Origin of the sequence: Moraxella sp. VT-16-12 (assembly GCF_002224245.2) — a bacterium.
In the GTDB taxonomy this organism is placed as follows: domain Bacteria; phylum Pseudomonadota; class Gammaproteobacteria; order Pseudomonadales; family Moraxellaceae; genus Moraxella.
Genome location: NZ_NKHK02000001.1, coordinates 169,548 through 191,550 on the forward strand (window position 1 = coordinate 169,548; position 22,003 = coordinate 191,550).

The 22,003-nt window shown below is 45.3% G+C and carries 19 protein-coding genes; 9 read left to right on the top strand and 10 right to left on the bottom strand.

The genetic code is table 11. From position 1 onward, the window contains the following. Positions 1–50: 50 nt before the first annotated feature. Together CEW93_RS00810 and argG are read right to left on the bottom strand one after the other, a co-directional pair. A complete protein-coding gene (locus CEW93_RS00810; protein ID WP_089538610.1) occupies positions 51–2,384 on the bottom strand; it encodes an NADP-dependent malic enzyme in 2,334 nt (777 codons plus the stop codon). 187 nt (positions 2,385–2,571) lie between these two features. Next, positions 2,572–3,906: an argininosuccinate synthase gene (argG, locus tag CEW93_RS00815; RefSeq protein WP_089538609.1), complete on the bottom strand. Its 1,335-nt coding sequence runs from the start codon at positions 3,904–3,906 to the stop codon at positions 2,572–2,574. Positions 3,907–4,073: 167 nt separating this feature from the next. On the opposite strand from argG, the gene CEW93_RS00820 reads away from it, so the two are divergent. The 7 genes from CEW93_RS00820 (at position 4,074) to CEW93_RS00850 (ending at position 10,451) form a co-directional block, all read left to right on the top strand. Beyond that, a complete protein-coding gene (locus CEW93_RS00820) occupies positions 4,074–4,568 on the top strand; it encodes a L,D-transpeptidase (RefSeq protein ID WP_089538608.1) in 495 nt (164 codons plus the stop codon). Further along, positions 4,568–4,906 (top strand): hypothetical protein, encoded by a 339-nt coding sequence (locus CEW93_RS00825; RefSeq protein ID WP_089538607.1) that lies wholly within the window; start codon positions 4,568–4,570, stop codon positions 4,904–4,906. The genes CEW93_RS00820 and CEW93_RS00825 overlap by 1 nt, the downstream gene beginning before the upstream one ends. A 3-nt stretch (positions 4,907–4,909) precedes the next feature. After that, positions 4,910–5,878, top strand: coding sequence for a LysR family transcriptional regulator (locus tag CEW93_RS00830; RefSeq protein WP_089538606.1), 969 nt, complete (start codon positions 4,910–4,912; stop codon positions 5,876–5,878). 10 nt (positions 5,879–5,888) lie between these two features. Then, complete coding sequence (locus tag CEW93_RS00835) at positions 5,889–6,620, top strand: hypothetical protein (protein WP_089538605.1); 732 nt, start codon at positions 5,889–5,891, stop codon at positions 6,618–6,620. A gap of 162 nt (positions 6,621–6,782) precedes the next feature. After that, complete coding sequence (gene mnmG / locus CEW93_RS00840; protein ID WP_089538604.1) at positions 6,783–8,660, top strand: tRNA uridine-5-carboxymethylaminomethyl(34) synthesis enzyme MnmG; 1,878 nt, start codon at positions 6,783–6,785, stop codon at positions 8,658–8,660. Further along, positions 8,653–9,483, top strand: coding sequence for a TIGR02452 family protein (locus tag CEW93_RS00845; RefSeq protein ID WP_089538603.1), 831 nt, complete (start codon positions 8,653–8,655; stop codon positions 9,481–9,483). Before mnmG ends, CEW93_RS00845 begins: the two co-directional genes overlap by 8 nt. 14 nt (positions 9,484–9,497) lie before the next feature. After that, a complete protein-coding gene (locus CEW93_RS00850; RefSeq protein ID WP_089538648.1) occupies positions 9,498–10,451 on the top strand; it encodes an AEC family transporter in 954 nt (317 codons plus the stop codon). 47 nt (positions 10,452–10,498) lie between these two features. Here the strand turns inward: CEW93_RS00850 and rpsA are convergent, their stop codons facing one another. The 8 genes from rpsA to CEW93_RS00890 all read right to left on the bottom strand — a co-directional run bounded on the left by rpsA (position 10,499) and on the right by CEW93_RS00890 (position 18,972). Then, on the bottom strand, positions 10,499–12,175 hold the full coding sequence (rpsA, locus tag CEW93_RS00855) for a 30S ribosomal protein S1 (RefSeq protein WP_089538602.1): 1,677 nt from the start codon (positions 12,173–12,175) through the stop codon (positions 10,499–10,501). A 194-nt stretch (positions 12,176–12,369) separates the two neighbouring features. After that, complete coding sequence (locus CEW93_RS00860) at positions 12,370–13,518, bottom strand: DUF6348 family protein (protein WP_089538601.1); 1,149 nt, start codon at positions 13,516–13,518, stop codon at positions 12,370–12,372. 15 nt (positions 13,519–13,533) lie between these two features. Continuing rightward, positions 13,534–14,247, bottom strand: a complete 714-nt coding sequence (cmk, locus tag CEW93_RS00865) for a (d)CMP kinase (protein WP_089538600.1) — start codon at positions 14,245–14,247, stop codon at positions 13,534–13,536. Between the two features lie 64 nt (positions 14,248–14,311). After that, positions 14,312–14,785 carry a tRNA adenosine(34) deaminase TadA gene (gene tadA, locus CEW93_RS00870; RefSeq protein WP_255503904.1) on the bottom strand — a complete coding sequence of 158 codons (474 nt, stop codon included), beginning with the start codon at positions 14,783–14,785 and terminating at the stop codon, positions 14,312–14,314. An 85-nt stretch (positions 14,786–14,870) separates the two neighbouring features. Next, positions 14,871–15,584 carry a uracil-DNA glycosylase gene (ung, locus tag CEW93_RS00875; RefSeq protein ID WP_089538599.1) on the bottom strand — a complete coding sequence of 238 codons (714 nt, stop codon included), beginning with the start codon at positions 15,582–15,584 and terminating at the stop codon, positions 14,871–14,873. Continuing rightward, complete coding sequence (locus CEW93_RS00880) at positions 15,581–16,459, bottom strand: RDD family protein (protein WP_089538646.1); 879 nt, start codon at positions 16,457–16,459, stop codon at positions 15,581–15,583. The genes ung and CEW93_RS00880 overlap by 4 nt, the downstream gene beginning before the upstream one ends. Before the next feature lies 1 nt (position 16,460). Next, complete coding sequence (gene sthA / locus CEW93_RS00885; protein WP_089538598.1) at positions 16,461–18,086, bottom strand: Si-specific NAD(P)(+) transhydrogenase; 1,626 nt, start codon at positions 18,084–18,086, stop codon at positions 16,461–16,463. Between the two features lie 22 nt (positions 18,087–18,108). Next, positions 18,109–18,972, bottom strand: a complete 864-nt coding sequence (locus CEW93_RS00890) for a pyruvate, water dikinase regulatory protein (protein WP_089538597.1) — start codon at positions 18,970–18,972, stop codon at positions 18,109–18,111. A gap of 189 nt (positions 18,973–19,161) precedes the next feature. Between CEW93_RS00890 and ppsA the strand changes: the two genes are divergently transcribed. Continuing rightward, entirely contained in the window at positions 19,162–21,522 is a 2,361-nt protein-coding gene (gene ppsA, locus CEW93_RS00895; protein WP_089538596.1) for a phosphoenolpyruvate synthase, read from the top strand. 69 nt (positions 21,523–21,591) lie between these two features. Then, positions 21,592–21,987 (top strand): DUF6636 domain-containing protein, encoded by a 396-nt coding sequence (locus CEW93_RS00900; protein WP_089538595.1) that lies wholly within the window; start codon positions 21,592–21,594, stop codon positions 21,985–21,987. The last annotated feature ends 16 nt before the right edge of the window (positions 21,988–22,003 follow it).

Here is a 22,003-nt window from a genome sequence, read left to right on the forward strand (position 1 = left end):
ATTTGGTAATAAAAAAAGCACCCAATGAGAGTGCCTTTTGTTGGTAATGCTTATTTTGCCATGTCCTGAGCATCTGATACGGTCAGGGCGGTCATATTGACAATACGCCGAGCGGTTGCCGATGATGTCAAAATATGAGCAGGTTTGTCCGCACCTAGTAAGATAGGTCCTAAGGCTGCTGAACCTGTGGCGGTTTTGAGTAGGTTAAAGGCGATGTTGGCAGCATCAAGCGTTGGTAAAATCAGCAAGTTTGCTGAGCCTTTTAGGGTGCTAAATGAGTAGTTTTGTCCACGCAAACGCTCATCTAGGGCAATGTCGCCATGCATTTCACCATCAAACTCAAAATCCACTTTCATGTCAGTTAAGATGTCATGAACTTGACGCATTTTGACCGCAGATGCACGGTCTGATGTGCCAAAGTTGGAATGTGAGAGCAGAGCAACTTTTGGTGTGATGCCAAAACGGCGAACGGTTTGGGCAGCCAAAATGGTCAGCTCAGCAAGCTCTTCGGCACTTGGGTCTTCGTTGATGTAGGTATCAGCGATAAATAAGTTGCGGTTTTGCATGAGTACTGCACTCATGGCATAGAAATTGTTGGTGTTGTCTTTTTTGCCAATGACCTGATTTAGGTATTTTAAATGCAGATGATAAAAACCAAATGTACCGCAGATTAAGCCATCAGCGTCGCCAAGTTCCACCATCAAAGATGCAATGAGCGTGGTTTTGCGGCGAACATCACGGCGGGCCAATTCAGGGCTGACCCCATTTCTTTGATTTTCTTTGTAATAATGCTCGCAGTAACGTTCGTAGTGGGGGTTGTTGTTAGGGTCAATGATGGTGATGTTTTCGCCATCAGTTAAGCGTAACCCTAGGTTTTGGATTTCTTGATTGATGATGTTGGGGCGACCCACCAAAATCGGCTTGGCGATTTTTTCGTCCACCACCACTTGTACAGCACGCAAGACATTTAGGTCTTCACCTTCGGCATAAACCACACGTTTGGGGTTGAGTTTTGCCTTATTAAAGACAGGTTTCATCGCTAGGGCGGTGTTGTAGATAAACTCAGAAAGTTTCTGGCGATATGCCCCAAAGTCTGCAATGGGCAGTGTTGCCACGCCTGTATCCATCGCTGCCTTGGCAACGGCAGGGGCGATTTCTAGGATAAGATTTGGCTCTAAGGGACCAGGGATAAGATATTCACGCCCAAAGGATTTGGCGGATTTGCCATCAGGACCAATTTCGCTAGATTCGTGGTGTGCCATGGCGGCGATGGCGTGGACGCAGGCAAGTTTCATCTCTTCATTAACAACGGTCGCCCCCACGTCTAATGCACCACGGAAAATGTAAGGGAAGCACAAAGCGTTATTGACTTGGTTGGGGTAATCTGAGCGGCCTGTCGCCATAATCACATCAGAACGCACTGCATGAGCAAGCTCAGGCATAATCTCAGGGGTGGGGTTGGCTAGGGCAAAGATGATGGGGTCTTTTGCCATGGAGCGTACCATGTCTTGACTGACCACATCTGGACCTGACAGGCCCAAAAATACGTCCGCACCCACCATCACTTCTGCCAAGGTAGTTTTATCAGTATCACGAGCAAAGCGAGCTTTGGTTTCGTCCAGATTATCACGGCTAGTGGTAATTACACCTTTTGAATCAAGCACATAGATATTTTCTTTGCGTACGCCAAGTGCGACCGCCAAATCAAGACAGCTAATAGCCGCCGCCCCAGCCCCAGAGCAAACTAAGGTGATGTCGCTGATGTTTTTGCCGTTTAGCTGTAAGGCATTAAGTAGTGCCGCAGCCGAGATAATCGCCGTGCCATGTTGGTCATCATGAAACACAGGAATGTTCATGCGTTTACGCAGTTCACGCTCAATATAAAAACATTCAGGGGCTTTGATGTCTTCTAGGTTAATCCCACCAAAGGTTGGCTCCAAACTTGCCACGGTATCAATGAATTTATCAGGGTCAAGCTCATTAATCTCAATATCAAACACGTCAATGCCAGCAAACTTTTTAAAAAGCACGCCTTTACCTTCCATTACAGGTTTGGATGCCAAAGCTCCAATATGACCCAAACCCAAAACGGCTGTACCATTGGTAATCACGCCCACAAGGTTGGAGCGAGCGGTGTATTTGGCGGCAAGTTGTGGGTTTTTTTCAATCTCTAAACAGGGAACTGCCACACCGGGGGAGTAAGCCAGTGCTAAATCACGTTGGTTGGCGATTTGTTTGGTGGGGGTAACGGAGATTTTGCCGGGGCGGGGGTGTTCGTGGTAGTGTAGGGCGTTTTGTTCAAATTGTAGTCGTTGTGCATCACTGTCTGACACACAAGTAATGTCTTGGGTTTTATCTTGTGTGGGGGTGTTTTGTTGAGTCATATTTTTTCCAGTAATCATGAAAAAGAGAATTAAAGCGATGTTATTTTAGCATGATTTTGGGGGTGTTGCTAGGATTTGTTGGCATGAAAACCCCTTCCATCTAAGGCTGATTTTGGGTGGGTATTTTGGTGGTGTGGTGAAGTTTTATGAATAAAAAAGAGCGAAAAACATCGCTCTTTTTGTTGGTTTATTTATTTTCAAGCTGTGGCACAGCACTGCTACCACTGACCCCAAGCAGCCCTGCCCCAGTATAAATGCCAAGTTTGGCACGGGTATCGGCAATGTCAAGATTACGCATGGTCAGCTGTCCAATACGGTCGGTAGCGGTAAAGCTGGCGTCTTCTACTTTTTCCATAGATAGGCGTTCTGGTTCATAAGTCAGATTGGGTGAGACGGTATCCAAAATGCTATAATCATTACCACGGCGAAGCTCTAAGGTAACGGTGCCTGTGATGGCTTTGGCAACCCAACGCTGAGCGGTTTCTCGTAGCATGAGTGCTTGGCTGTCAAACCAGCGACCTTGATAAAGCAAGCGACCCAAACGCAGACCATTGATACGATACTGCTCAATGGTGTCTTCGTTGTGAATGCCTGTAACCAGTCGCTCATAGCAGATGTGCAGTAGTGCCATGCCGGGGGCTTCATAGATGCCACGAGATTTGGCTTCAATGATGCGGTTTTCAATTTGGTCGGTCATACCCAGTCCATGACGACCGCCGATTTCGTTTGCCTTTAAGATTAAGTCTACCGCACTGTCAAACGCTTCACCATTGATGGCAACTGGCACGCCTTCTACAAACTCAACAGTAACCGTTTCAGGCTCAATTTTGATGGTTTCGTCCCAAAATGCCACACCCATAATCGGCTCAACAATCTTATGACTGGCGTTTAAAAACTCCAAATCCTTGGCTTCGTGTGTCGCCCCAAGCATATTGCTGTCTGTTGAGTACGCCTTTTCTTTGCTCATTTTGTAATCAAAGCCATTGTCAATCAAAAACTGACTCATCTCTGCACGTCCACCAAGCTCATCAATAAAGGTCTCGTCCAGCCAAGGCTTGTAGATTTTAAGTTCAGGATTGGTCAAAAGTCCATAGCGATAAAAGCGTTCAATGTCGTTGCCTTTGTAGGTTGAGCCATCACCCCAAATGTCCACGCCGTCCGCTTGCATGGCACTGACCAGCATGGTGCCTGTTACCGCACGCCCAAGCGGTGTGGTGTTAAAATAGGGCATACCGCCTGTGGTGATATGAAACGCCCCACACTGAATGGCAGCGATGCCTTCGTTGGCAAGTTGGCTACGGCAATCCACCAAACGGGCTTTTTCTGCCCCATATTGCATGGCTTTGGCGGGAATGGCATCATAATCAGACTCATCAGGCTGACCCAAATTGGCGGTATAGGCATAAGGAGCTGCCCCCTTTTGCTTAATCCACAAAATCGCCGCAGAGGTATCCAAACCGCCAGAAAAGGCGATACCGACTTTTTGACCAACTGGCAAAGACTGTAAAATGGTGCTAGACATGGTGTTTCCAATCGTTAAAAATTTATCAAATTATAGCATTTTTGGGTAAATTTAGGCACAAAAAATTGTGATTTTGATAAAATTTATAAAAAATAGGCGAAAAACCCCAAAAAATTTGCTAAACTAGTAAAATTTAAAATAGTGAACATTTTTAAATGTGATACCTTATGAGTATTCGTCTTATTGTAGATACGACCACGCAGACACTTTGTGTGTTAGATAATGACACCATCATTGCTAATTTTAGCATTTCCACCGCCAAAAATGGCACAGGACAACTGGCTGATACAGGATGTACACCACTTGGCAAGCACATCATCGCCCAAAAAATCGGTGGGGCATATCCCATCAATGCGGTGTTTGTAGGGCGTCAGTTTACAGGTGAGATTTATGATGTGGCATTGGGGCAAAGCCATCCTGACAGAGATTGGATTTTAAGTAGAATCTTGTGGCTTAAAGGCACAGAATATGGGCATAATCTTTGTAAGACCGCAGATGGCAAAAGCTGTGATACTTACGCACGTTATATTTATATTCATGGCACGCCTGACAGTGAGCCGATGGGCGTGCCATTGTCGCATGGCTGTGTGCGTATGCGTAACGAAGATGTGGTGTGGCTGTACGAGCAAGTGGATATCGGAACAAGTGTAGAGATTATTTGATGATAAAAACATATAAATATGTCATGGCAGCAGTTGGCGTGCTAAGTTTGGTGGCATGTCAAGCCACGCCTAATGTCGCCAAGCCTGATGATAAAGCTCGGACGTTGGCACAGGCACAATCGTCTGTGTTGATTATTTATTTTGAAAAAGATAAAAAACCTTTATTGATGAATGCCATTGCCAAACGCTCAGATAAAATGGCTTATGATTATAAAAATTTGCATGCAGTGGCAATCACCACCCAAGACGCTATTGATGATGCCATCAATTTTTATCAGCAGATTGAAGGTGTTTTACAGGTTAATCCTAATGAAATCATGCAATTACATACTGAGTGAGTTATGAATTTACAAAAAGTAGATTTAAATTTGTTGGTGTATTTAGATGTATTATTGCGTGAAAAAAACGTTACGCGTGCCGCCGAGCAGTTAGACATTACCCAGCCTGCCATGAGCAATATTTTGCGTCGGTTGCGGGCGTTATTTAATGACCCACTATTGGTGCGTTCATCAGAAGGCATGACACCCACCGAGCGAGCCACCGAATTACAACCACGCATTCGTGAGATACTCTCAGATGTTGGTACACTGTTAGAGCCACGCACCGAATTTCGCCCTTATAGCACTTCACGGGTGTTTCGTATCATGACCAGCGACTATGCCGAAGCCACCCTTGTGCCACGACTGGTCAAGGCGTTGCGTAGCGAAGCCCCAAATGTCGTGCTAGATTTTTTAACACCATCTGATGTGTCGTATCGTGATATGGAGCAGGGACGTGTGGATTTGGCGATTAACCGCTTTAATGAAATTCCCCAAAGTTTTCATCAGGTGTTGGTGTGGCGTGATACATTTAGCTGTTTGTTGTCCGCTCAAAGCCCCTATTTGCACCGTTTTAACCTAAAAAACTATCTAAAAGCCCAGCATGTTTGGGTGTCCAAAACAGGTATGGGCGTGGGTTTTGGGGTCAATCCTGAACGCTCAGGTGGTCTTGGCTCTATTGACCAAGCCTTACAAAGATTGGGGCAAAAACGTCAAATCAGCGTGTTTACTCGTCATTATCAAATGCCTGCTATGCTTGCCGCCAACAAAGATTTGATTGCCACCTTGCCAACACGAGTTGCCAAGCTGCAAGCCAGTAATGACTCAAAAATCGTGGTCAAAGAACCGCCATTTTTTATTCCAGAATTTGAGCTGACGATGGCATGGTCGCCCCTGTTGCAACACCACCCCGCTCACAAATGGCTACGTCAGCTTATCATTCATGTGGCACGTCAAATCATGGCGGAAGAAGCCCAAGCGTTGCCAACATAAGGAGTGTGTGATGAAACTATGGACGTATGTTGGGCTAATCACTGCCAGTCTTTTGACGGCGTGCAGTCAGCCAACCACCATCACCCCAACGGTCAGCTCTGACGAAGCTGCCACTAATGCCAACCAAAATGGCACCCAAAACATCAACATCAAGGTGGATTTGCCAATTTATTTAAAAGGTGTGCCAAGTTTGCTACACCCTGTGGTGGTGTCATCGTTGGACAAATATGTGGACAAGTCGTTTTCTGGCGATAAACTGTCATCATATGTTGAGGTAGGGCGTGATACTTTGTTAGGGCAGATGTTTAATGTGGTGTTTGAAGAGCTGCAGACAGGACGCACCAAGCCGCTATTTGCCACCAACAATCAGCTCATTTATCAGGCACATTATCTGATGTATCCCCCACAAACCGAAGATGGCAAACCAGAGCCTGATGTCAAATACTATCACCACTTTATTTATCAAGTCCAAGAAAACCTAAGCCAAGCCAACAAAGCAGACAACTTATCACTGTACATCAGTGATGATAAGGGCGATGGGCTAAAAAAGTTGCACCCTGATGGTGAGTATGTGCTAGAAACCCGCTGGATAGCAGACAAAGAGCGGTATTATTTTATCACCAAATCAGACAGCAACGGCGATGGTAAAATCACCTTGGCGGACAAATCCCATAATTATTATGTGGATTTTAAGGACGTGGCAAATCCTGTGGTCAAGCCTTATGATTTTATGCTCAAATAACCCTTGTGCCACTTGTAAATCAGCCATAAGCCAACATGTGTCGCTGTCAGACAAAGTTTGATGGCAACGTTGGTCAATCGTGGCTATTTAAGACATGACTATTTAAGATAAGACGCTTCGTGTTAAAATAACACATTTGCGACAGTATATTTTGAGAACATTATGAACTTTACCACAAACTACGGCGTGATTGTCATCGGTGGCGGACACGCTGGCACAGAAGCTGCCCTTGCATCTGCTCGTATGGGCGTGCCAACTTTGCTCATCACCCACAACATTGAGACACTTGGGCAGATGAGCTGTAACCCTGCCATTGGCGGTATTGGTAAATCGCATTTGGTGCGTGAAGTGGACGCACTGGGTGGGGCGATGGCGTTGGCAACCGACAAAGCTGGCATTCAGTTTCGGGTGTTAAATAGCCGTAAAGGGGCAGCGGTGCGTGCCACTCGGGCTCAGGCTGACCGCATTTTATACAAAGCCGCCATTCGTGGGGTGCTAGAAAATGAGCCCAATTTACATATTTTTGCCCAAGGGGTGGATGACATTTTGGTAGAAAACGGGCGAGCGGTTGCGGTGATGACTGCCACAGGGGTGCGTTTTAATGCTCGTGCAGTGGTGCTGACATCTGGGACGTTTTTGGGTGGGGTGATTCATGTGGGGCTAAAACACCAAAGTGGCGGGCGGGCAGGGGACATGCCATCTATCCGCTTGGCTGACCGTTTGCGTGAGTTAAACTTGCCTGTGGGTCGGCTAAAAACAGGCACGCCAGCACGCATTGATGCTCGCAGTGTGGATTTTAGCGTCATGCAAGTACAGCATGGTGATACACCGCTGCCTGTGATGAGCTACATGGGCGATGTGTCTATGCACCCACGCCAAATCCCTTGCTACATCACGCACACCAACGAACGCACCCATGACATCATCCGAGCCAATCTTGACCAAAGCCCCATGTTTAGCGGTAAGATTGAAGGGGTTGGTCCTAGATATTGTCCGTCCATTGAGGATAAGATTTATCGCTTTGCTGACAAAGACAGCCATCAGATTTTTATAGAGCCAGAGGGCTTGACCACGCATGAGCTGTATCCTAATGGCATCTCTACCAGTTTGCCTTTTGAGGTGCAGGTGGATTTTATTCACTCAATGCGTGGGCTAGAAAACGCTCACATCACTCGCCCTGGCTATGCCATTGAGTATGATTATTTTGACCCACAAAACCTAAAACCCACCCTAGAAACCAAATCTATTGATAATTTGTACTTTGCAGGACAAATCAACGGCACCACAGGCTACGAAGAAGCGGCAGCCCAAGGCTTATTAGCTGGGTTAAACGCCGCTTTACAAGTACAAAATAAAGAGTCGTGGACACCACAAAGACACGAGGCGTATCTAGGCGTACTGGTGGACGACCTGATTACGCACGGCACCAAAGAGCCATATCGCATGTTTACCAGTCGTGCCGAACATCGCTTGCTGTTGCGTGAGGATAATGCCGATGAAAGGCTGACCACCATTGGGCGAAAATTGGGCTTGGTGGACGATGAAAGATGGTCAAAATTTAGCCAAAAACAAGAAGCGATAGAGCGTGAAACCGCTCGCCTAAAAGACATTTGGGCAACTCCCAACAATGAGCTTGGTAAAGCCTTTATGGCAAACACAGGCGAGGTTTTGACCAAAGAAAATCGTCTGCTTGACCTTTTAAAACGCCCCAACATCACCTTTGCCGACATCGCCAAAGTCTCTGACAGCACGGTCGCTGATGACGTGGGCGAGCAGATTGAGATTGGTGTCAAATACGCAGGTTATATAGACCGCCAAAATGACGAAATACAGCAGATGAAACGCCTAGAAAACACCGCTTTGCCACTAGATTTTGATTATGCGTCTGTGTCGGGGCTATCCAATGAAATCGTGCAAAAACTGACGCACATACGCCCAGCCACGCTCGGGCAAGCCAGTCGTATCAGTGGGGTTACGCCTGCGGCAATCAGCCTTTTGGCGATGACGGTTAAAAAGCGTAAGGTATTTACTAATGAATGATTTAAAGGCTTTGGCACAGCAGACGCTACATATCAGCCAAACAGGCAAACTGCCCACCAAAAACGGCGTGGTGGATTTTTTAAGTGAGCAAACATTTGCCCAAGACAACAGCGTGTTATTTGCCCCTGATACTTTGCAAAACCTGCTTGATGAGTGTTTGGCAAATCCTAAGCAGGGTGTGCCATGCCAGATAGACGTTTGGGCGTGTAGCACCCAAGAAGCGGCGTTTAAGATGAGCAAGCAGGGCGATGTGGTGCTACTGAATTTTGCATCTGCCAAAAATATTGGTGGCGGATTTTTGGGCGGGGCAAAAGCCCAAGAAGAAGACCTATGCCGAGCGTCAGGTTTATATTTGTGCCAAAGTACTTGCCCAGACTATTACCAACAAAATAAAGCTGAAAAATCAGCCATTTATACCGATTATATGATATATTCGCCCCGTGTGCCGTTTTTTCGGGTGGATAATCAATCGCTGCTTGATGAGATATTTTTGTCATCGGTGATTACTGCTCCTGCCCCAAATATGGGGGCGTATCTTGCCAAACACACAGATGGCAAAGAGCTGGTGGAGCGTGCTTTTGTTCGGCGTGTTGGACTGCTGCTTGCTCTTATCAAACATCTGGGCTACAAACGGCTCATATTAGGAGCTTGGGGCTGTGGCGTGTTTAAAAATGACCCAGCATTTGTCGCTCATGCCTTTTATCAGTGGCTCACTCACCCTGCCTTTGTGGCAAGTTTTGAGCAGGTGGCGTTTGCCATTTATGACCATAGCAAAGACAAACGCACTTTACAAAGTTTTCGTCAACAGTTTGTGGGTGCGTGATGACTCAAAGTGCCTTGGTGCAAGCCCTAGCATTTGCCTTCGCCATTGTGTTTCCAAACCTAGCCTTGATGGGGCTAGGTTTTTTGATGCGTAAAAAATCTTGGCTTGACACCAGTTTTATTGATGTGGCATCTAAGCTGGTGTTTAATTTTGCTTTGCCGTGTTTGCTGTTTTTGAGCGTCATTAAAAGTGATGTTAATTATCAAGAGCAGCTGATATTGCTGATGGCAGGTGTGGCGACCACATTTGGGCTGTTTTTTGGGGCGGAGCTTTATGCTAAGTTTTTTGTGCCAAACCTGCCTGACAAAGGCGTGTTTGTGCAAGGCGTGTTTCGCTCCAACATGGCGATTATTTCTTTGTCTGTGGCAACCAACGCCTATGGTGAGCTTGGGGCGAGTATTGGGGCGGTGTACATGGGGCTTTTGACCATTTTGTACAATGTCTTGTCGGTCATCACCTTATCACGCACCCAACAACGCAAAAACTTATCCGCCCAAAGTCGTGATGTCATCATCAAGATTTTTAAAAATCCGCTCATTATCGCCCTAGTATCAGCGTTTGTTTATAAAGCAATAGGGTTACCTTTGCCGCCACAGCCCATCACCAAAACAGGTGAGCTGTTGTCTGCCATTGCATTGCCACTGGCACTGATTTGTGCAGGAGCGACACTTGATGTTAAGTCTATGTTGGGGCTGTCTGGTGTGTCCATGCAGGCAAGTCTTGGGCGGATTGTGGTTGCGCCACTGTTTGCGGTGCTGATGGGAGTAGCGTTTGATTTGTCAGCGGTACAGTTTGGCGTGCTGTTTATCATGGTTAGCAGCCCTGCCGCCGCTGCCAGTTATGTCATGGCAAAGGCGATGGGTGGTAATGATACGTTGGCTGCCAATATTTTGGCATTTACCACCGTGTTTGGCATGATAGGCATGGCGGTGGGTATGGCGTGGCTAAGGGTGCTGGGCTGGGTTTGACCAATAAAAAAAGTGGCGGAAAATCCACCACTTTTTATTAGGTACAATTATTGACCTTTTAGTTGGTCAGCAAAGATGTCGCCTAGGGTTTTAGGTTGATTATCAATGCTGGCATTTGATAGTTCTTTGATGGCAGCACGCTCATCTGCTTCATCTTTGGCTTTGATAGACAAAGTGATGTTGCGTGATTTGCGGTCAGCACGAACAATCTTAGCTTCTACTTCGTCGCCAACGCTAAGTACTTTGCTGGCATCTTCGGTGCGCTCACGAGCGATGTCGGCCACAGACAGATAACCTTCTACGTCATCAGCCAAAGCAATAACAGCACCTTTGGCATCTACTTCTTTGACTGTGCCTTTAACCACAGCACCGCGTTCGTTTTGAGCTAGGTATTCGCTAAATGAATCAGAGCTGAGTTGTTTGATACCTAGGCTGATACGGTTAGCTTCTGCGTCTACTTGTAGTACCTGAGCTTCTACGGTGTCGCCTTTGGTGTAGCTACGGATGGCTTCTTCGCCGTTTTCGGTCCAAGAAATGTCTGACAAATGCACCAAACCATCAATACCGCCTTCTAAGCCGATAAACAGACCAAAATCGGTGATTGATTTGATGGTGCCAGTGATTTTATCGCCTTTGGTGTATTTTTTATCAAACTCTTCCCACGGATTTGCCATGGTTTGTTTGATACCAAGACTGATACGACGACGCTCGCCATCAATTTCTAGCACCATCACATTAACTTCATCACCCACTTGTACCACTTTTGATGGGTGGATGTTTTTGTTGGTGTGGTCCATCTCTGAAACGTGCACTAATCCTTCTACGCCCTCAGCAATCTCTGCAAAGCAACCGTAGTCAGTTAAGTTGGTAACACGAGCTTTGGTGATGGTACCAACAGGATAAGTTTGCTCAACTTCTGTCCATGGGTCAGCACCAAGCTGTTTTAGACCTAGGCTCACACGATTACGCTCACGGTCAAATTTAAGCACTTTAACGGTCAAATCTTGACCAACTTCCACTGCTTCTGATGGGTGCTTAATGCGTTTCCATGCCATATCAGTGATGTGTAGTAAGCCATCAATGCCACCCAAATCAACGAACGCACCATAGTCAGTTAGGTTTTTCACGATGCCTTGTACTTCCATGCCTTCTTCTAGTTTGGCAAGTAGCTCATCACGCTCAGCAGAGTTTTCAGCTTCCATGACGGCACGGCGAGAAACCACGATGTTGTTGCGTAGTTTGTCAATCTTGATGACTTTAAATTCAAGCTCTTTGCCTTCTAGGTGAGTGGTCTCACGCACAGGACGCACATCTACCAAAGAGCCTGGTAGGAACGCACGTACAGAGCCAATCTCAACGGTAAAGCCACCTTTAACCTTAGATGAAATCAAACCAGTTACAATTTCGTCATTTTCATGCAACTGTTCCAAAGCACGCCAGCTTTCTTCACGTTTGGCTTTTTCACGAGATAGGACAGTTTGACCCATGCCGTTGTCCACTTTCTCAACAACCACATCAACGCTATCGCCAACAGCTACTTCAAGCTCGCCATTTTCGTCCAAAAATTCACCACGGTCAATCACGCCTTCGGATTTTAGACCAGTATCCACAGTGATTAGCTTGTCATCAATAGCAACGATTTTGCCAGAGATGACAGTGCCGATTTCTACTTTGATTTCGTTGGCGTTGCTTTGTGCAAACAGCTCAGCAAATGATAAACTCATTATGTTACCTTAAAAATAACCGTAGCCTGTCTAGCCAGTACGGTGTTAGTTGGGTGGGGTTGTCAAGAAATGCTAGTTTTGGCTTGACAAGCCACAAAAAAATCTTTGATATTATAACACGATTTTTGCTAAAAACACACATGTTTTATGTTATGTGATATGAATTTTACAATAAAATGCGTGCTACTAAGGCGTTACCAAAATTTCCAAAACGGTTTGGGTTTTTGTGTTTTGGGAGTTTCTTGCGTGGGCAACGTGAGTGAGCCGATATGAAATAAAGTTTGTATGTTGGCAAAATCCAACTGTGTCGCTTGGTTATCGTCATCTGCTAAAAAAGTATTTAATAAATTAAAAGCAGCACTCATCATGGCTAATTGTAAAAATTGTTTTTGATGGTGGTAGCCATCATCTAATAATTGTTGTGCAAGCTCTAATGATTGGCAAAAAAGCATCTCTTGTGTCAAATCAATCAAAATGGTGTCGTTATCATCATTATTGGCATAAGCAGTTTTTGGAAATTCTCCTTGTACGCCAAGTGCTTTTATAAACACCATGCCAAAGGCTTCTGGGATAAATGCGGCACATTTTTGGGCATCTAATTGAGTCAATCCCAGTGCTTGTATTGGTTCAATGGCATCGTATTGGTTGTCATACTGAGAAATCAGATAAGCAATCCTATTGATGTCTATGCCACTTTTTAAAATCAAAAATTGTCGTATGGAATAAAAATTATCGGATTTTTTCCAAGAAAAATTTTCCACAAGTGGCATGATTGTTTGACAATGCTTATTGTTGAATAAGGCTTCATACGCAATCACTTGTGAATTAGATTGACCATAATATAAACGTAGCCAGTGTGTGCCTTGTGTTAAAGGCAATTTTTTAATTTCGTGAACGTATTCATCATGCCAGCTAAAACCCAAATCGTCAGGAACATTGCCACGACTGATGACATTGCCTAATATCGCTGTAAATGCTTGTTGATTGATTTGCCAAGTTTCTTTTTTTACTTGCTCATCAAATTTATCAGTAAAAAACGCAGATAATAACACATGAAAAGAGCTGACGGTAAAATGATAAACCGCATCATTTATCATTTGTTCATCATCTTGACCAAAGCCACTAAATGACTCAATGATGGGTAACAGTCCATAAAATAGCACAACATCCATTTGTATGGATTTTTGGGCAGGATTATCGGCATGATGGACAAATAAACGAACTTCCAATCTAATATTTTGATTGGTAAATTCAAGCGTATTGTCTTGCCGCACCGCATCAATGCCGTGATTGGCAAATAATTCTTGAATGATTGTGGTGGTGGTTATTTCAAAATGAGTCATGGGTCTCTTTGCTGGTTATGTGGGTATGGGTGATTTTTGATTGATAAAATCTAAAATCTCCTCAAAGACTTCATCAACCGATTTATCTGAGCTGTCTATCACCAAGGCATCGTGAGCGGGGCGACTTGGGGCAACACACCGCTTTTCGTCTCGCTCATCACGGGCGATGATGTCAGCCAAAATCTTATCATAATCTGCCACTTTGCCAGCTTGTTTTAGCTGTAAAACGCGTCTGTCTGCCCTTGCTTTGGCACTGGCGGTCAAAAAAATCTTAGCATGAGCATCAGGAAAAATCACCGTACCCATATCTCGCCCATCCGCCACCAAACCTTTTTTACCAGTGGCGATGTTACGCTGCAAATCAAACAATGCTGTCCGCACCTTGACAAAAACTGCCACCTGTGATGCAAAACTGCCGACCGTTTCGGTGCGAATGTCATCAGTCAAGGCTTTGCCATCTACCAAAATCTCTACGGTGCGATTGGTGGTGTTGGGAAGAAAAGACAGCCGTAAAGATGTGGTGAGCTTGGCAAGTTTGTCTTCATCAATATCATCGGTCAATAAATCTTGTTTGTGAGCAAGCAGTCCAACAATGCGATACAACGCTCCGCTATCTAATAGCTCAAAGCCAAAATGCTCTGCCAAACGATAGGCGAGTGTGCCTTTGCCTGCTCCGCTTGGGCCGTCTATGGTGATGATGATGGGGTTTGTGGCTGTAGAATGTGTCATTTTTATGGTCAATACAATGTGGGTTTGATAAATTTACTGTTTGTTTAAAAGATAACGAAGTTTATCAAGCACGCTTTGATGTGTGTTTGTCTAAGCGTTTTTGTGCTCGTCTTTGTTTAAAAAATTTGCTTAACATCGCACCGCTTTGATGTGCCAACAAGCCGCCTTGTATGGCAATGGTATGATTATAAAACTCATGTTGGGGTAAGTGCAGCTGACTGACCACCGCTCCTGCTTTTGGCTCATACGCCCCAAATACCACCCTGTCCACACGAGCATGAATCAGACTGCCAAAGCACATGGTACAAGGCTCCAAGCTGACATATAGGGTGCTATTTGGTGGTAGGCGGTAGTTTTGCAGGTGCTGACACGCCTGACGAATGGCAATAATTTCAGCATGAGCGGTAGGGTCTTGGGTACTGATGGGGCAGTTGTAGCCTTCCCCCAAGATTTTACCATCATGCACCACCACCGCACCCACAGGAATCTCACCACATGTTGCCCCATATTTGGCAAGAGCTAAGGTATGATTCATCATCACAACATCAAACAGCGACCAAAAGCTCAATGTGCTAAAATCAACTATTTTGCTTTGGTGATGCCACACGCCCACCATATCAGCACTACTGGGGCAATGCCCAATCAATGGGTGTTTTGCCATGTTGCTCTAAATAAGCGTTGGTTTGTGAAAACGGACGAGAGCCAAAAAATCCCCCGCGATTGGCAGACAGTGGTGATGGGTGGTTGGCGGTCAGCACCAAATGGCGAGAAGTGTCAATAAACCGCCCCTTTTTCTTAGCGTAGCTCCCCCAAAGGATAAATACGGTATGCTCAGTGTGTTGGTTGATGACATCAATCACGCTGTCGGTAAACTGCTCCCAGCCACGATTTGCATGACTGCCTGCTTGACCTGCTTGTACGGTTAAAACAGCGTTTAGTAGTAGTACACCTTGATTTGCCCAATGAGTCAAATCACCATGATTGCTCACAGGAATATTTAAATCACTTGCCAACTCACGCAAGATGTTTTGTAGGCTAGGTGGCTTGGGGATAATCACTGGCACAGAAAATGACAAGCCCATCGCTTGCCCTGCACCATGATAGGGGTCTTGTCCCAAAATCACCACTTTGACATCAGATAATGGCGTGGTGTTTAAAGCATTAAAAATATTTGCCTTGGGCGGATAAATGGTCTTGCCTTGGGCGTACTCCTGCTGTAAAAACTCACGCAGTTTTGACATGTTGTCAGACAACAGTTCGGCTGACAAGGCGTTTTTCCAGTCATCTGGAAGCTGAACTTTATCTAAAATGGCTTGTTGCTCGGCGGTGTGATTCATGGTTTGGTCTTATCTAGTTGAATGGGCTGGGCTTTGACTACTGCGGTTTTGGTTAGGCGGTCATGCCAGCCTTGATGGGTGGGGCTTTTGCTTGCCATCAGATAATTGATGGTAAGCATGACAAGTGCAGGCAAACCTGACATGATGTTGATGCCAACAAAGTATACCACCACCAAAAAAGCGGTTCTCATAAACAGTAATGTGGCAAGTTTTGGCAATCTGTGTGTTTTTTCATCCACGACACGCACGCCCATAACCATCTTACCAAAGGACTGTCCACGCATGATGATGAGCAGTAACTGAATGCCTATCAAAGCAAGAAGCATGATGTTACTGATGGCGACTGTAGTGGCGGGGATTTTTTCGGCAAGTGCCTGAGAGTAGGCATAAGCCCCAGCGTAGTCACCAGCTTTGGCAAATTCATTGATGTCTATATGTTGAAAAAGAGCAACAAGCAAGGGCATGAGTGCCAACAAATACAAACCCACATTAATCAAAAACGCCACAAAACGTGAGCTGATACTGGCATATTCTAAGGTAGGCTCGGATTTGGATAAACTGATTGTTTGAGCAGGGTGTGTGCTTTGACTGGGTTTGCGACCATAAAGTTCTGCAACGCTGGTTCGCTGTGGGGTTTGTGTTGGCGGACGAAAATCCACATTATCCCCAAAACCCCGTGGTGGCATAGGGGTGGTGGTGTGCGGTTGATAACTGCGTTGTCCATGAGTCATCATACCAACTTTTTTCCACTCACTCATGCCTGTGTGCCACATCAAATCATCAAGCAACACTTCACCTGTGGACAACATGGTATTTAACTCGTCCAAGCCATAAGGACCAGCTTGGACATTATTTCTTGCTAAATAAATTTTCATATTAAAAAATGCGATTAAGACCATTTAATGCCGCCACTCGGTAGGCTTCTGCCATGGTGGGGTAGTTAAAGGTGGTATTGATAAAATATTCTAGGGTATGACCACATTTCATGACGGCTTGCCCGATGTGGATAATCTCGGATGAATGATTGCCATAACAATGAATGCCCAAAATCTCCAAAGTTTCACGATGAAATAGGATTTTTAAGACACCAGAACGCTCACCAATGATTTGAGCTCTTGCCAAGTGCTTAAAGAACGCCTGCCCCACTTCATAGGGGATTTTTTCGGCCGTCAAGTCTTCTTCGGTTTTGCCAATGCTGGAAATCTCTGGAATGGTATAAATGCCAGTAGGCACACTGTCCACAAATTCAGCGTCTTTATCGCCCACCATAAAGCCAGCTGCATTACGTCCTTGGTCATAAGCGGCTGACGCCAAAGATGGCCAGCCAATCACATCACCAACGGCATAAATGTGCGGTGTGGCGGTGCGATAGGTTTTATCTACTTCTAGCTGACCACGTTTATTGGCGGACAAACCTACCGCTTCTAGCCCCAAGCCTTCGGTGTTGCCTGTGCGACCATTACACCACAGTAGGGCATCTGATTTGATTTTTTTACCACTTTTTAGGTGTAGTATCACGCAGTCATCAAATGTTTCTAAGTGGTCAATCTCTTCGTTGTTACGAATACGCACCCCAAACTGACGAAAATCGTGGCTAAGTGCGTCTGAGATTTCATTATCAAGATAGCTTAAAAGCTGGTCTTTATTATTAATCAAATCAACCACATAGCCAAGCCCTGTAAAGATGGACGCATATTCACAGCCAATGACGCCTGCCCCATAGATGATGATTTTGCGAGCCACATAATCCATTTGTAAAATCTTGTCTGAATCAAACACACGGGGGTGGTCAAAATCCAAAAAGTCAGGACGATAAGGGCGAGAGCCGACAGCAATGATGGCTTTTTCAAAAGTAACCGTCTTAACGCCTTCGTCATGATGTCCTGTTTGTTCAACTTCTAGGGTGTGTTTATCCACAAATTTGCCCCAGCCTTGAATGATGTCCACACGATTACGCTGATAAAAAATTTTGTGAGTATTGACTTGGCTTAAAATAACTTTGCGAGCCTTGCTAAGCACCTTGTTTAGGGGGATTTGAAAATTATCAGTAACTGAACTAAATAACGGGTCTCGTCTCATGCCAATGATGTTAAATACTGATTGGCGTAGTGCTTTACTGGGAATGGTGCCAACATGAGCACAGTTACCACCCACTTGGTCTCTGGGGTCAATGACGGCAACTTTTTTGCCTGATTTGGCAAGTTTCATGGCGGCCGCTTCACCCGCAGGACCTGCACCAAGTACCACCACATCATACTCAAAGCCGTGTTTGGATTTTTGTTTGGTGGCAGATAAGGCGATACGCTGACCATCTAGGGGGCTGATAAGCTGGTGAATGCTGTCTAAATCATCAGGTAAGATGGTGGATTTTTGGGCTTCACTAGCTTTGATGGTGTCGGTGGTGGGTTTGTCGTTTTTGTCATCTGTATCTAAGATGGGCTGATGGTCAAGGCTATCAGGCTGGGGGGCGTGCTGTGTGTTGGGGGTTTTGTGTTTTGACATGGGTGTTCCTTATAAAGTATTGTTAGCCAATTCGCCGAGTCAGTCCTGTGATTTGTAGGATGCGTGTGGCAATCTCTTCCACGCTCATCTCTGAGACGTTGAGATTGGGTATTTTTTGGGTGGTGTAAATGGCTTGAATGGCACGTTGTTCTTCTTGGCATTGAGCCAAAGACGCATAGCGACTGCCTGCTTTTCGCTCTTGGCGGATACGCACCAATCGCTCAGTATCAATGGTCAAACCAAATAATTTGTGGCGATAAGGCTGCAATGATTTGGGCAGTTGGTTGGTATCTAGGTCATCTTCGGTCAAAGGATAGTTGGCGGCACGAATGCCAAATTGTAGAGCCAAATATAGCGATGTTGGTGTTTTACCCGAACGAGATAGCCCCACAAGGATAATATCTGCCCCATCATAATGGGTGGTTCTTGCCCCATCATCATTATCCAAGGCAAAATGCACCGCATCAATTCGAGCTTTATAGTCGGCACTATCTACTCTGCCATGAGCCATGCCAGCTAAGGGGTCAGGCGTTGCACCGATTTCATCAGCAATGCGTGTGATAAGCCCTTCATAAATATCTAAATTACAAGCATCGGCTTCATTGATGATGTTTCTGATGTCATCGCTGACGATGGTGTCAAAAACCAGTGGTTTTAACCCTGATAAACGGTATGATTCATTGATGCGAGCCACGGCATCTTGGGCAAGTTCTGGGGTATTGACATAAGGAATGATTTTGATGTCAAACTGCACCGCCCCAAACTGACTCAGTAAAGAGCGTCCCAAAGTCTCAGCAGTAATGGCTGTGCCATCTGAGATAATAAAAGCACTGCGTATGCTGGGAGCAGGTGGTGTTTGTGATTGATTAGGGTTGTGTATGTACATTTTTATTCCTTTTAAGCATTTGGCAAATTATATCACACAATACTGATTGTGTCATTTTGGTTGATGAGCGGATAAGTGCTTAATATTTATTTATGAAATATATCCATTTTTATAAGAAATATGATTGAGAATTGGTTAATTTACCGTTATAATTTGATAAATTCTTCTAATGATGAAAAGGTATTTTGTATGGCACAGGTTATCCCTTTTGACAAACTTGGCAAACATGATGTAGAAATCGTCGGCGGTAAAAACGCCTCACTCGGTGAGATGATTAGTCATTTAGGTGAGCTTGGCGTTAGTGTTCCTAACGGCTTTGCCACCACTGCCGAAGCGTTTAATCGCTTTTTAAATGAAACAGGTTTGTTGGATAAAATCAACAGCGAGCTTGCCACATTGGATGTTGATGATGTGGAAGCCTTGGCACAAACAGGCAAAAAAGTGCGTGGCTGGGTGATTGAGCAGACCTTGCCCCAAGATTTAGAAAACGAGATTCGTGCTGCTTATGAGACGCTTACAGGCGGTCAAGATGTTGCGGTGGCGGTGCGTTCGTCTGCCACAGCAGAAGATTTGCCCGATGCGTCTTTTGCTGGTCAGCAAGAGACCTTTTTAAACATTCGTGGCATTGATAATGTGCTTGTTGCCATCAAAGAAGTGTTTGCCAGTCTTTACAATGACCGTGCCATTGCTTATCGTGTCCACAAAGGCTTTGAACATGCGGGCGTGGCACTGTCAGCAGGCGTGCAGCGTATGGTACGCTCTGAGACAGGCACATCTGGAGTGATGTTTAGTATTGACACCGAAAGTGGTTTTGACGAAGTGGTGTTTGTTACTGCCAGTTATGGCTTAGGAGAGATGGTGGTACAAGGGGCGGTGAACCCTGATGAATTTTACCTGTCCAAAGTGTTGCTTGAACAAGGTCGCCCTGCGGTCATTCGCCGTAATTTAGGTTCAAAACACAAAAAAATGATTTATGGGGATGAAGGTAGTACCACCAAGTCCACCAAGATTGTTGATGTGGAAAAAAATGAGCGTAATCAATTTGCCCTAAACAGTGATGAGCTGATTAACCTAGGCAAACAAGCCATGATTATTGAGAAACACTATGGACAGCCAATGGACATTGAGTGGGCAAAAGACGGCGATACAGGAGAGATTTTTATCGTCCAAGCCCGCCCAGAAACGGTCAAATCTCGCCAAGACAAAGGCGTGATGGAGCGTTATGTCATCAACTCAAAAGGAGAAAAAATCCTGTGTGAAGGTCGCTCCATTGGTCAGCGTATCGGTGCAGGTAAAGTGCGTATCGTGCATAACTTAGCTGAGATGAGCAAAGTAGAAGATGGCGATGTGTTGGTGTCAGACATGACCGACCCAGATTGGGAGCCTGTGATGAAGCGAGCGTCTGCCATCGTTACCAACCGTGGGGGGCGTACTTGTCATGCGGCGATTATCGCTCGTGAGCTAGGCGTGCCTGCCATTGTTGGCTGTGGTAATGCCACCGAAGCACTTACTGACGGTCAAGATGTAACCGTATCTTGTGCCGAAGGGGACACAGGCTTTATTTATGAAGGGGCTTTGTCCTTTGAAGTGCAAAAAAATTCCATCAACGCCATGCCACAGCTTGCTTTTGATGTGATGATGAACGTGGGCAACCCTGACCGTGCCTTTGATTTTGCAGGCATTCCTAATAAAGGCGTGGGTTTGGCTCGCTTAGAATTTATCATCAATCGCATGATTGGTGTGCACCCCAAAGCTCTGCTTAATATAGACAGCTTACCCCAAGAAACGGTGCTTGCCATCAATGAGCGTATCGCAGGTTATCCATCGCCTGTGGATTTTTATATCAACAAGCTGATTGAAGGCATTTCAACACTTGCTGTGGCGTTTCGTGATAAGCCAGTCATTGTGCGTATGAGTGATTTTAAATCCAATGAATACGCCAACCTTATCGGTGGTAAGCTGTATGAGCCGTCCGAAGAAAACCCCATGCTTGGATTTAGGGGGGCAAGCCGTTATGTGTCAGAAAACTTCATTGACTGCTTTGAGCTAGAATGCCGTGCCTTAAAATATGTGCGTGATGAAATGGGTCTGACCAATATCAAGATTATGATTCCTTTTGTGCGTACCACAGGTGAAGCTGCCCAAGTGATTGAATTGCTTGAAAAAAATGGGCTAAAACGTGGTGAAAACGACCTACAAATCATCATGATGTGTGAGCTACCAACCAACGCCTTACTTGCTGATGAGTTTTTGGCGTATTTTGATGGTTTTTCTATCGGTTCAAATGATTTGACGCAATTAACGCTAGGGCTTGACCGTGATAGCGGTATCGTATCACACCTGTTTGATGAGCGAGACCCTGCCGTCAAAAAACTCTTAGGTATGGCGATTGAAGCGTGTCGCAAACAAGGCAAATATGTGGGTATTTGCGGTCAAGGACCATCAGACCACCCAGACCTTGCCAAATGGCTCATGGAGCAAGGCATCAGCTCAGTATCACTAAACCCTGATACGGTGCTAGATACTTGGCTGTTCTTGGCAGACAAATAGATTTGGCTTGTCAAATGTGTTATGATGATAAGGCGATGTTGTATCGCCTTATTTTTTTAAGGAGCCAAGATGTTAAAAGCCGTGTTAATTGCAGTATCTGTGATGAGTGTGAATGCTTTTGCTGATGAATATTTTCATACGCCATCAGGTAATATCTACTGTCAAGGTGCTAATGATGGTGTAACTTGCTATATTATGGATAAGACCAATACCGCCATTGTATCAAGACCTAATGACTGCGATTTGGACTGGGGCAATCTGTTTTATCTAGAAGCTCCCCGTGGCAGAGCAGAGCTGGTTTGTCATGGTGATGCTTTGGATTTGGCAGACACCAAAAAACTGGCATATGGCAAAACCATCAAAGGCAAAGGCTGGCAATGCACCAGTCAAAAAACAGGGCTAACTTGCAAAAACAGCCAAGGACATGGCTTTACACTCAGTCGTAAAAAACAGACGTTGTTTTAATCTGTTGGCTTGGCAA

Coding starts and splice junctions, on each gene's coding strand:
- CEW93_RS00860 (WP_089538601.1), bottom strand. CDS start 13,518: ATGACTCATTTTGAAATAACCACCACCACAATCATTCAAGAATTATTT.
- CEW93_RS00880 (WP_089538646.1), bottom strand. CDS start 16,459: ATGAAAATTTATTTAGCAAGAAATAATGTCCAAGCTGGTCCTTATGGC.
- CEW93_RS00900 (WP_089538595.1), top strand. CDS start 21,592: ATGTTAAAAGCCGTGTTAATTGCAGTATCTGTGATGAGTGTGAATGCT.
- ppsA (WP_089538596.1), top strand. CDS start 19,162: ATGGCACAGGTTATCCCTTTTGACAAACTTGGCAAACATGATGTAGAA.
- CEW93_RS00830 (WP_089538606.1), top strand. CDS start 4,910: ATGAATTTACAAAAAGTAGATTTAAATTTGTTGGTGTATTTAGATGTA.
- CEW93_RS00890 (WP_089538597.1), bottom strand. CDS start 18,972: ATGTACATACACAACCCTAATCAATCACAAACACCACCTGCTCCCAGC.
- cmk (WP_089538600.1), bottom strand. CDS start 14,247: ATGACACATTCTACAGCCACAAACCCCATCATCATCACCATAGACGGC.
- tadA (WP_255503904.1), bottom strand. CDS start 14,785: ATGATGAATCATACCTTAGCTCTTGCCAAATATGGGGCAACATGTGGT.
- CEW93_RS00845 (WP_089538603.1), top strand. CDS start 8,653: ATGAATGATTTAAAGGCTTTGGCACAGCAGACGCTACATATCAGCCAA.
- CEW93_RS00835 (WP_089538605.1), top strand. CDS start 5,889: ATGAAACTATGGACGTATGTTGGGCTAATCACTGCCAGTCTTTTGACG.
- CEW93_RS00825 (WP_089538607.1), top strand. CDS start 4,568: ATGATAAAAACATATAAATATGTCATGGCAGCAGTTGGCGTGCTAAGT.
- mnmG (WP_089538604.1), top strand. CDS start 6,783: ATGAACTTTACCACAAACTACGGCGTGATTGTCATCGGTGGCGGACAC.
- CEW93_RS00810 (WP_089538610.1), bottom strand. CDS start 2,384: ATGACTCAACAAAACACCCCCACACAAGATAAAACCCAAGACATTACT.
- ung (WP_089538599.1), bottom strand. CDS start 15,584: ATGAATCACACCGCCGAGCAACAAGCCATTTTAGATAAAGTTCAGCTT.
- rpsA (WP_089538602.1), bottom strand. CDS start 12,175: ATGAGTTTATCATTTGCTGAGCTGTTTGCACAAAGCAACGCCAACGAA.
- sthA (WP_089538598.1), bottom strand. CDS start 18,086: ATGTCAAAACACAAAACCCCCAACACACAGCACGCCCCCCAGCCTGAT.
- argG (WP_089538609.1), bottom strand. CDS start 3,906: ATGTCTAGCACCATTTTACAGTCTTTGCCAGTTGGTCAAAAAGTCGGT.
- CEW93_RS00820 (WP_089538608.1), top strand. CDS start 4,074: ATGAGTATTCGTCTTATTGTAGATACGACCACGCAGACACTTTGTGTG.